This window comes from Marisediminitalea oceani, from assembly GCF_003731635.1.
Lineage (GTDB): Bacteria > Pseudomonadota > Gammaproteobacteria > Enterobacterales > Alteromonadaceae > Alteromonas > Alteromonas oceani.
The window spans coordinates 73,938-85,407 of the sequence record NZ_RCUA01000078.1; the positions used below are offsets into that span (position 1 = coordinate 73,938).

Genomic DNA, 11,470 nt, shown 5'->3' on the forward strand with positions numbered 1-11,470 from the left:
AAAAAGCGCGCCGGAAACCTGGCGCGCTCTTACGGTACAACAAGTCAGGGTTATTTCGCAATAACCGTCAGGATGGGTTGGGAAGCATCCGGACCGGTTACCCTGAACTCGTAGGTTCCGGCTGCCAGTTCAATCATCAGATTATTATTACTGGAGCCCAGAACCTTACCAACACCCTCTTCAACGGTATTGGTCAGGGCATCGTCCGGATTACCCAGATTCACAGTCGCCCAGTCTTCTGAGGCCACCTTAAATTCGGTAGCACCACCGCCCAGAGTTATATCAACGGCATAAACACCAGCGCCCTGATAGATAAGCTCATCATCGGTGCCCCAGCCATTCATGCCACCGCGCAGATAAACCGGGGTATTACCAAAGAATTGCTCATTGAAGACTTTGAGTACAGGTTCGGCCTTATCGGTAGCATCAAGCACAAACACATAGTCACCGTCTTCTTCAATGGTCAGTACCAGGTTGTCATTGGTCGCCGCCAGGTATGCCGGCTCACCTAGCACTACCTGTTTATCGTCATCAGCTCCTGAGATTGCCCCGAGATTTACGGTTGCCCAGTCTTCAGATGCAACCTTAAACTCATAGCTGCCAGCAGCCAGTGACATGGCCACCTGATACTGACGACCACCCTGATACAGCAGTGGTGTATCTGTTCCCCAGCCGTTAAAGCCGCCGCGCAGGTAAACCTCGGTTCCCGCATAAGGCTCCTCGTTTTCTATCGTTAATACCGGTGCCTGCGGATCGCTGGCATCTACGGTAAACAGATAGGTAGCATCGATTGCGGGGGTAAAGAACAGATTGTTGTTCGTAGTGCCCAGCGCTACGGGTTCGCTCTCGGTAACGGTTGCTTCAGACGCATTGGCTGCACCAAAGTTAACCGTTGCCCAATCTTCGGAGGCAAACTTAAACTCATACTGATTACCCGCAGTTAACTGGGCTGTTGCGGTGTAGATACCGTTACCCTGATAACTGAAATCACCGTCTGTGCCCCAACCATTCATGCTACCGCGCAGATAAACCGGCGTATCACCGTAAGGCACAACATCAGGAGCTCCCGCGGTGGCGTAACTCGCCAGACCATAACCCTGGGCCCCTGCCTGAGGCTTAACAAATACCGCGATGGTTAGCGCTGGCACGGTAAAGCTGCCATTGCCCGCTTGATCTTCGGTGAAATAAGCGCCGCGTACGGTGCTGTCGTAAGAGCTTTGCTGAACCGGGTGTAGCATAAAACCACTAGCGGTATTGACGCTCAGGGTCTTTTCCTCATAACCGGTATTTACCATTACCATCACGGCATCGTAATTAACATCGATATCAGTAAGCAGGGTTTCTGCCTCACTGTTATAGCCGTCGTCAATGCTCATGGCGATCAGGCCAACCTGCTGGCGGTTACCCAGATTATGGAAACCTACTCGCTGCATGATTTCCTCAGCGGTAGTGAGTCGGAATAACGGACTGGTCTGGCGAATGGTTAGAAATTCCTTAAACACTTCTGCCGCCAGTTCAATTTCCGTCATGCTGGCAGCCCGTTCAGGCGATGACACAAACTGGCCCATTTCTGACCAGCTGGCCTCGTTTTTCTCAGCCAGCGGTAAACCCACATTCCAGTTGTTGGTTTGCATGGTGAAATCTACGTAGTTAAACCAGTCACCGGAGTCGTAGCTGTCGCGATCCATGGATTTAGAGCGCAACATATCACCGCCCATCTGTAAAAATGGAATACCCTGGGATAACAAAGTAATTCCCATACCGGCATTTTGCGCCCGCACTCGTTCGTGGAGGGTCAGCGACTCTGGTAACACGTAGTTAAGCTGATCCCACAGGGTTTCATTATCGTGCTTGGACACATAATTGATAATGTCGGCAGGATCCTTAGCATAACCACCAAGTGCTGAGGCCGTGGTAGCGCGTCCACCCGAGGTGTTTAATACAAAGTCAGCCAGCGTTCCGGCCATGCCCATTTTGACCCTATCCTGTTCATACAGTGCAGAATCACTGTCGGGGTTAAAAATATGACCATAGCGGATCGCATCACGCAGTCTGTCGTTATAGGTACCAATTTCGGTACCGGCCATATTCAGCTGGTTAGCCTGCTCGTAACCACGGTCTATCTTGTTCCAGCCTTCACCGTAAAAGTAATTGTCCGGATCGATAGCCTGAATAGCTTCACGTAAGCGCACCATGCTGTCTTTGGTAGACTGACTCATTATGTCAAAGCGGAAAGCGTCAAACTTGTATTCACTGGCCCACATCGATAATGAGTCCAGCATCAGCTTTTCCATCATCACATTACGCGGCTCGGTGTCCTCGCAACAGGTTTCCCGCACAATAGCACCGCTATCCGTCTCATAACGATGGTAGTAGCCGGGCACCACTTTATCGAGTACCGATTTAGTAAAGATACCTGATGCATTGGTGTGGTTATAGACCACATCAAGGGCAACGCGAAGGCCAATCTCGTGCAGTGCCTGTACCATGGCGCGCATTTCGATGATCCGCTCAACTCCTTCAGCACTGGACGCATAACTGCCTTCCGGCGCATTGAAATGATGCGGGTCATACCCCCAGTTAAAGCTGTCGACACTGCGTAAATCCTGGGTCAGCGCCTGGGCACTGCCTGCCTGGGATAGCGGGTCGTAGCTGTTGTAAACATCCAGTAAAATGCTGCCCGGATCTTCTTCGTTACACACCTGAGCATCCGGTTTTTTCACACAAAGCTGACCTACGGTATCGTAGATGTCCACGGTATTGGCCGGGTCTTCGTCTATGGTGGCAATGTCATTGCTGGGCAGAATGTGAAAATGGGTTAATCCCGCATCGGCCAGGGTCTGTAAATGATTGACCGGATCGCTGCCGGTTTCGGTAAAGGCCAGGTATTTACCACGATTGGCTTCACTGGTAGACATATCGCGAATACTGAAGTCGCGCACGTGCCCTTCGTAAATCACCGCATCTTCCGGATTCGCAATCTCCGGGATCCACTGGGTATCCCAACCGTCTGGTTTCAGCAATTCATCACTTAAATTCACAAAGCGTGAGAAGCGCCCGTTGGTCGACAACGACACCGAGTACGGGTCGGTTACTTCGAGCGTAGTAATTTCCTCCAGCGATGGATAATAAACGGTGACTTCATAACGATAGAGCTTTCTGTCGAGACTGGTATCACCGGCATAGGACCAGACGCCAGACGTGTCATCGAAGGCCATTGGGTAACGGTTAGCCAGAGTCTTATCATCATTGAATACCAGCAAGTTTACTTCCGTTGCCGTAGGAGCCCAGACTGCTGCTGTAATGCCTTCATCGCTATAGACCCCACCGAGCATGGCTTCATCGGCATCATTTTCACCGCGGGTGTATAACTGGTCGAGTACGTTGGCATGTTGTAAGCGTGTGGCTGCCAGCAAAGTACCATCGCTTGCATAACCGCCCACAACCACCTGGGTTTTCAGCACTGCTTTGGCCTCATCGCTACTCCATTGGCCTTCGAATGCCGGCAATGAAGCCAGATGTGGGGCAATAGCAACCTGCTCTTCGGTAAGGCTGGTCGCGCTGAGCTCGACGGCGGTACCGTTGAGACCATTTTCCACCGAGGTGGCCAAATCGGCCGCGGCAGAATAATGCAGTTTAACCGTTTCAACACCGTCCGGTACGTCCCATAACACAACCTGGGTATCCAGCCAGTGCGCCGCTGCACCTTCAATTTTTACCGGTTGCGGACCAAGTGATAATAAAGGAAATTCAAAAACGGTGGGCACGCCGGAGAGCGTAAAGTTCATCCGTGTGAAGGTTTCATCGTCCTGATCCAGTGGAGCCTGGAAATCGGCTCCGCCCATTTCTTTGCCTGCATCGTCAGTCCCTTTGTGAATAATAAAGTTATGACAGGCGCCCGGTGTGCCGGCTAAACCGGGTTTAAGCTCCAGGATCCAGTACGCCCCGAAGTTAGGATCGATACCAGAAATCGCCCGGCCATTAGCCCAGTCGGTATCGCCATCGGCGTAAGCGTCACAGGCATCGTTATTCCAGGTATGCAGTTTCCAGCCGTCATAGGCACTGTCGCCAGGATCATTTGTGGCCCCTACTCCAGCACGGTTGTAGTACAACACGGCCTGATTAGCAGTTGGGAAATACACCGGATCGTCCAGCGTTGGATCAGCACCAACCACGCAGGCACTGTTGTCTTCATTAGGTACCGTGGGTGGATCGCAAGCAATGGGCGGTTTTTCTACACACATCATGCCAGCTTCATCGGGCACCAGAGGCGCATCACACACCAACAAGTCATTGGAACCAGAGTCTGTGCCAGAACTGCCGCACCCGGTAAGGGTGAGCACCACTAACACCATTAGGCCAGCCAGTATTTTATACAGCATGCCGGTGGATGCTGTGGGTTGAGTAAAAGTATTCATAGCGAGTAAGTCATCCCCAGGAAGTATTGGGTTCCGAAGAACTGAATGGTTCCTGTTTGTTCAGGCGAGGTGAAATAGCTTTTGGTGGGTTCATCGGTCAGGTTATTTATCTGGAACAACACACTTATGTTGTCGTTGATTTCATATGATGCCTGATAGTCCACCACTAACTCGGAATCAAAATTGACGGTCTGATCGTTGACCGCGACCTGCTTGGAAACAAACGCGTCGCGGTAGCGGCCAGACACCCGGGTTTCAAACCCTTCGTATTCCCAGAACAAGGTCATAGTGGCAACGTTTTCTGACAAGCCCGGTAGCTGGCTGGCATACACGCCATTGCCGACGGTGCGCTGTATCTCACTTTCGGTATACGAATAGCTGGCATTAACGCCCAGTCCCGACCACATACCCGGTAAGTCACTGTATATCTGGGTATAAGCCAGCTCTATACCGCGAATGTAACCGCCGCGGGCATTATTAATAGCGGTTTCATAGCGACCATCAGTGGTAGGCACCGTAACGGTAACCGGCGCTCCGGTATTATCTACAACCGGCTCAGGCGCCTGGCCCGGATAATCGGCTTCGTAAAACACCGGTACAGTAACTGAATCCGGCACTACAAAGCCGTTGCCTTCAAAGTCATAGGGTTCGATGGCGATGTTTTCGATAAACGACTCAATGTTCTTATAAAACCCTGCAACGACAATCGCGCCGTCACTGTCATCAAAGTAGTGCTCATAGGAAATGTCATACTGAGTAGCGTAAAACGGATCCAGATAAGGGCTGTTATTCGATGACCCCGAAATCCGCGCCTGCTGATTGGATAAGGTAATCTCACCGGAGTCGCGGTTCTGGGTAGCACTGATTAGCTCAACATTGGTGGACGCATTGGCTGCAAAACGATTGATCGGAGCCCGACCCATAACCCGCGCAGCAGCAACACGAAGTTGCGAGTTATCCGTAATCTGGAAATTTAAGTTAATCGACGGCAGGACATCGGTGTACTCGTAGGTGAGTATGGCCGGGCGATAGAAATTATTGATATAGCCAAGCTCATCGACAATATTTTGTGCGCCAGCAGTGGGATCGCTGACCTCTACATCCTGACCGGTATCCGGGTCCTCCACAAACATGGTTGCTCTTTGCAGTGTGGTAGAGCTCTGTTTTGATTTTACATAGCGAACGCCGATATTACCGGTAATCGGTAACCCGCCGATTTCAGTATCGATATTGGCCATCAGGTAAGCAGCTGAGACGGTTTCAAACACGTCTCCACTTTCCAGGACCGACCATGCGGTAGACACAGTGGCATCGTCAGGGCCATTAATTACACCCGGGTCTCCTGCTCCCCAGGTTTGCGCTGGTTGCGGTATCCCGGAAGGGAACCAGGCTTGAAGCGCTTTGCCCAAATCAATGGAAAGGTAATTGGGAAAGTAAGCAAAGTCGCCCTGCCAGTTCACCATTTCGGCTAAATCATCGGTCAGACGCAGCGGCGGCTGGCTCGAGGAAAATGCCTGGTCGTTACCATATTCAAACACCGAGCGATCGTTACTGTAGGTGCGATCTGAGTAGCGGCCACCAAATTCGATTGATGATATGAAGTCGGTATCAATAAAATACTGGAAATCAGCCCGGTAGGCATCCAGTTCATCACTGTTAACATAGGGATAAATGCCATACTTACTGACCATAACCCGGTCCAGATCGGTAAAGGCATCGGCCTGATTGAACTGTAAGTCTGGTAAGTCCATACCATTGAGCAGATACGAGATCTGTATATTTTCATCAAAACGCGGACTGGCGGCGGTGGCATCATCGCCAACCAGTGACCACAACAAGCCATTGCGGAAATTACTGTTAGCTTTTGATAATGCAATATCAAACTGTGCGGCGAAATTATCGGTGATCTGCCAGTCAGCATTGATACCGTAGCTTTCTACTTTATCGAAATCCTGATTATCGTCATTAACCAGTTCGATACGGGTTTCACTGCTATCGGAACGCACAAAAGTGCCGCCAACAACACTGTTATTCACCACCACCGGATTGTAAATTTCGGTATTAACACCACCGAGTTTTACCCGGAAACCGCGGGCAAAGGCTTCTGAATCAAATTTGGATACGAAGGCATCAGCTTTTAAGGTGAAGTTATCCAGTGGTGCCCATTCGATCGCCGCGACATAGCCGTTTCGGGTTTCCTCACCACCCTTGTGCTGCATTTCAAAGCCTTCGGAAATGAGTTCACATTCCAGGCATTGATCTTCCCGGGGCACATCTGAATTCGGGTTATAATTCTCCTCATCACCGGCCAGGCCATCGACATCAACTTCGGCATTGTAAGCAAAGCCGATAAACTGCGTAGAAACACTGGGTTGATATAACCTGGCGTAACCAAGGGAAACACCCAGAGTGTCATCTAAGAACTTGCCCTGATAGGAAAAGCTCAGGCGATGGCCAAACTCTTCTGCGTCGGCCACTTCGTTGGCCCGGTCGTTAAACATACCGCGCACGTTGGCATTAAAAGTATGTTTGTCATCCTTAGCTAATGCACTTGCGGTTTGTAACTCAACCGTACCAGCCACCCCGCCCTCAATCAGCGATGCTTTGGGGGATTTATAGACGGCTGCTGAATTGATTAATTCAGACGGGTACTGATCAAATTCGATTGAACGACTGCCACTGGTAGATACCTGTTCCCGGCCGTTCAGTGTCGAGAAGACAAAGTCTCCGGATAAGCCCCGAATATTGATTTCCGCAGCCTGACCACCGGTTCGTACCGCGGATATCCCTGGTAAGCGGGTTAGTGCATCGGCCATACTGACGTCGGGCAAGCCGCCCAGGTCGTCGGCTGAGAGTTGTTCTGAAACGGTATCACCAAAACGCTTTTGGTTGAGTGACTGAATAAGACTGCTGCTAAAACCGCGCACCTCGATGCGCTCTATAGCTTCTTCCTGTTTTCCCTGGTCACTGTTTTGCGCTGAGTCTTGCGCCAAAAGCGGATAACTAGTGAAAACCAACCCACTGGTTAATAGTGCCAGAGTGATAGCACTGGGTTTGAACGTTTTCATGTTTTCCCCATTATTAGTTATGTTGAGAAATGCTGTGCAACATTTCGCCGGTTTGATTACCGAATTTCATACTAATTGCTAGGTGAAAAACTGAAAATGTCATGCATACGTATTCAGTTAACTTTTTTTACAAATTTTTCACAATCGATTTATAGTAATAAAAGAGGAGATCCCTAAGAGCGTCTTAAATTGCCTATCTTTTTGATAAATAATAAAAAAGCCCGCATAAAGCGGGCTTTTACCAAACAATACATTGTTAACGCATCAGCGCTTAACCAGAGGTATTTACCAACCAGTTTGTTCGCGCAGTGCTTTACCGATTTCGGCCAGTGAGCGAACAGTTTTCACGCCTGCTGCTTCAAGGGCTGCAAATTTCTCGTCTGCAGTACCTTTACCGCCAGCGATAATCGCACCAGCGTGACCCATACGTTTGCCCGGAGGAGCAGTAACACCAGCGATGTAAGAAACAACCGGCTTAGTCACGTTTTCTTTGATAAACGCTGCCGCTTCTTCTTCTGCAGTACCACCGATCTCACCGATCATAACAATCGCTTCGGTTTGAGGATCGTCCTGGAACAACTTCAGGATATCGATGAAGTTAGAACCCGGGATTGGATCACCACCAATACCAACACAGGTAGACTGACCAAAACCTTCGTCAGTAGTTTGTTTAACTGCTTCGTACGTAAGCGTACCAGAGCGTGAAACAATACCAACTTTACCAGGCTTGTGGATATGACCAGGCATGATACCAATCTTACACTCACCCGGAGTGATTACACCCGGACAGTTTGGACCAATCATGCGTGCGCCTTTAGCATTTACGTATTCTTTAACGTAAAGCATGTCCAGCGTAGGAATACCTTCAGTGATACAAACCACTAATTCGATGCCTGCATCTACTGCTTCAACAATTGAGTCTTTACAGAAAGGAGCTGGAACGTAGATGACAGAGGCTGTGGCGCCAGTTGCTTCAACCGCTTCACGAACTGTGTTGAATACAGGCAGACCTAAGTGCTCAGTGCCACCTTTACCAGGCGTTACACCACCAACCATTTGCGTACCGTAGGCAAGCGCTTGTTCAGAGTGAAAAGTACCCTGACCGCCAGTGAAACCCTGACAGATAACTTTAGTGTCTTTACCGATCAAAACTGACATTATTTGCCCTCCGCAGCTGCAACAACTTTCTCTGCTGCATCAGTTAATGATTCTGCAGCGATGATATCCAAGCCAGAGTTACCCAGCACTTCACGGCCAAGCTCTGCATTGGTACCTTCAAGACGTACAACAACTGGTACTTCAACGCCTACTTCTTTAACTGCGCCGATGATACCTTCTGCGATCATGTCACAACGTACGATACCGCCGAAGATGTTAACCAGAACGGCTTTCACGTTGTCGTCAGACAGAATGATTTTGAATGCTTCAGCAACACGCTCTTTAGTCGCGCCACCACCAACATCGAGGAAGTTAGCCGGGCTACCGCCGTGCAGGTTTACGATGTCCATGGTACCCATGGCCAGACCCGCACCGTTAACCATACAGCCAACGTTACCGTCCAGTGCTACGTAGTTCAGTTCCCACTGAGCAGCGTGTGCTTCACGAGCATCTTCCTGTGAAGGATCTTTCATGTCCTTCAGCTTAGGCTGACGGTACATTGCGTTGCTGTCTACGCCCAGTTTAGCGTCCAGACAGTGCAGGTTGCCGTCTTCTTTGATTACCAGCGGGTTAATTTCAATTAACGCCAGATCCAGGTCTTCAAACATTTTTGCCAGACCTAAGAAGATCTGTACGAATTGCTTAACCTGTACGCCTTGCAGACCCAGTTTAAACGCCATTTCACGCGCCTGATAAGGCTGAGGACCAACGATTGGGTCGATTTCAGCTTTCAGGATTTTTTCCGGGGTTTCTTCTGCAACGGTTTCAATTTCAACACCGCCTTCAGTAGACGCCATGAAGACAACGCGGCGAGTGCCACGGTCTACCACAGCACCTAAGTACAATTCGTTTGCGATATCAGTGCAAGACTCTACTAAGATCTTGCTTACAGGCTGACCGTTCTCGTCAGTCTGAAATGTCACCAGGTTTTTGCCTAACCACTTTTCAGCAAAAGCGCGAATTTCGTCTTTGGTTTTTACCAGCTTAACACCGCCGGCTTTACCACGGCCACCAGCGTGGACCTGACACTTAACAACCCATTCGTTACCGCCAATACGGTCAGCAGCTTCTACTGCACCTTGAGGGGTATCTGATGCGTATCCTTCAGAAACAGGTAAGCCGTATTCTTTGAATAGCTGCTTACCTTGGTATTCATGCAAATTCATGGTGTTTCTTTCCGATTATTATTTAAACGAAAGCCAATATCTGGCTCGACTAATTCCCAACTGGTATCCGTCCCCAAATACCAGCATGTGAAGATGATACATGAGTATCATCTTCACATATAGTTATGCTACGAAAGTCTTACACATCCAGAAGCAGACGTGTTGGATCTTCCAGCATTTCTTTAACGGTGACCAGGAAGCCGACCGATTCTTTGCCATCGATGATCCGGTGGTCATAAGACAACGCAAGATACATCATTGGTAAAATTTCAACTTTGCCATTAACCGCCATTGGACGATCCTGGATCTTATGCATACCCAGGATAGCGCTTTGTGGCGGGTTAATGATTGGCGTAGACATCAGTGAACCAAATACACCACCGTTGGTGATGGTGAAGTTACCACCTTGCAGCTCTGCCATAGACAGTTTGCCATCACGGCCTTTGATAGCCAGTTCCTTGATACCTTTTTCGATACCGGCCATGCCCAGAGTATCTGAATCTTTCAGTACCGGGGTAACCAGGCCACGTGGCGTTGACACCGCGATCGAGATATCAAAGTAGTTGTGATAAACGATATCATCACCGTCCAGTGAAGCATTAACTTCAGGGAAACGCTTAAGCGCTTCAGTAACCGCTTTCACGTAGAAAGACATGAAGCCTAAGCGGATACCGTGACGCTTCTCAAAGCCTTCCTGATACTGCTTACGCAGGTCCATTATAGGCTTCATGTTAACTTCGTTGAACGTAGTTAACATTGCGGTAGAGTTTTTCGCTTCCAGCAGGCGGTTAGCGATCGTTTTACGCAGGCGTGTCATAGGAACACGTTTTTCACTGCGCTCACCGGCAGGCGCTGCAGGTGCTTCTTCTGACGCAGGGCTGGCTGCAGCCGGCTTGCTATCAGACTTCAGGTACTGCTCAACATCTTCTTTGGTGATGCGGCCGTTTTTGCCTGAACCTTTTACTTTAGCCGGGTCAACGCCTTTTTCTGCTAACAGGCGACGTACCGACGGGCTCAGCGCATCGCTGTCACCGTCATCGCTGCTGCTTTCTTCACTGGCTGCGGCAGTTGGCGCAGAAGAGCCTGCACCTTCAGTGAATTTGGCAATCACTTCTTCGGCAGTTACCGTGGTGCCTTCTTCAGCCAGTACTTCGGCGATTGAGCCGTCAGCCGGCGCAACTACTTCCAGTACCACTTTATCGGTTTCGATATCAACCAGGTTCTGGTCGCGGCTTACTTTTTCGCCTGGCGCAACGTGCCAGGTAGCAATGGTTGCATCAGCCACTGACTCAGGCAGTACCGGTACTTTGATGTCTACGGTTTCGCCGCTTGCTTCCTCTGCCGCTGGTGCTTCTGCTTTAGCAGGCTCAGCGTCAGCTTTGCTCTCTGATTTGCTCTCAGATTTGGCCGGTGCAGCACCGCCCTCTTCCAGTTTAGCAATCACTTGTTCACCAAGCACGGTTGCACCTTCTTCATCGATAATCTCACCGATAACACCGTCTGCAGGGGCAACAACTTCCAGTACCACCTTGTCTGTTTCAATGTCTACCAGGTTCTGGTCGCGTTTTACACTGTCCCCGGCTTTTACGTGCCAGGTTGCAATCGTGGCGTCGGCAACTGACTCGGGTAGAACCGGAACTTTTATCTCAATTGTCATCTC

Annotated in this window: 5 protein-coding genes; all 5 read right to left on the reverse strand. The window is 49.8% G+C overall.

What is annotated here, in order from left to right; all coding sequences use genetic code 11:
• Window positions 1–50: 50 nt before the first annotated feature.
• The 5 genes from D9T21_RS19735 to odhB all read right to left on the reverse strand — a co-directional run bounded on the left by D9T21_RS19735 (window position 51) and on the right by odhB (window position 11,467).
• Window positions 51–4,382: an alpha-1,6-glucosidase domain-containing protein gene (locus tag D9T21_RS19735; RefSeq protein WP_123326981.1), complete on the reverse strand. Its 4,332-nt coding sequence runs from the start codon at window positions 4,380–4,382 to the stop codon at window positions 51–53.
• Window positions 4,383–4,414: 32 nt separating this feature from the next.
• Window positions 4,415–7,486 (reverse strand): TonB-dependent receptor, encoded by a 3,072-nt coding sequence (locus tag D9T21_RS19740; protein WP_123326903.1) that lies wholly within the window; start codon window positions 7,484–7,486, stop codon window positions 4,415–4,417.
• A 285-nt stretch (window positions 7,487–7,771) separates the two neighbouring features.
• Complete coding sequence (gene sucD, locus D9T21_RS19745; protein WP_123326904.1) at window positions 7,772–8,644, reverse strand: succinate--CoA ligase subunit alpha; 873 nt, start codon at window positions 8,642–8,644, stop codon at window positions 7,772–7,774.
• Window positions 8,644–9,810 carry an ADP-forming succinate--CoA ligase subunit beta gene (gene sucC / locus D9T21_RS19750; RefSeq protein WP_123326905.1) on the reverse strand — a complete coding sequence of 389 codons (1,167 nt, stop codon included), beginning with the start codon at window positions 9,808–9,810 and terminating at the stop codon, window positions 8,644–8,646. Before sucC ends, sucD begins: the two co-directional genes overlap by 1 nt.
• Window positions 9,811–9,949: 139 nt before the next feature.
• Entirely contained in the window at window positions 9,950–11,467 is a 1,518-nt protein-coding gene (gene odhB, locus D9T21_RS19755; protein WP_123326906.1) for a 2-oxoglutarate dehydrogenase complex dihydrolipoyllysine-residue succinyltransferase, read from the reverse strand.
• Window positions 11,468–11,470 lie beyond the last annotated feature (3 nt).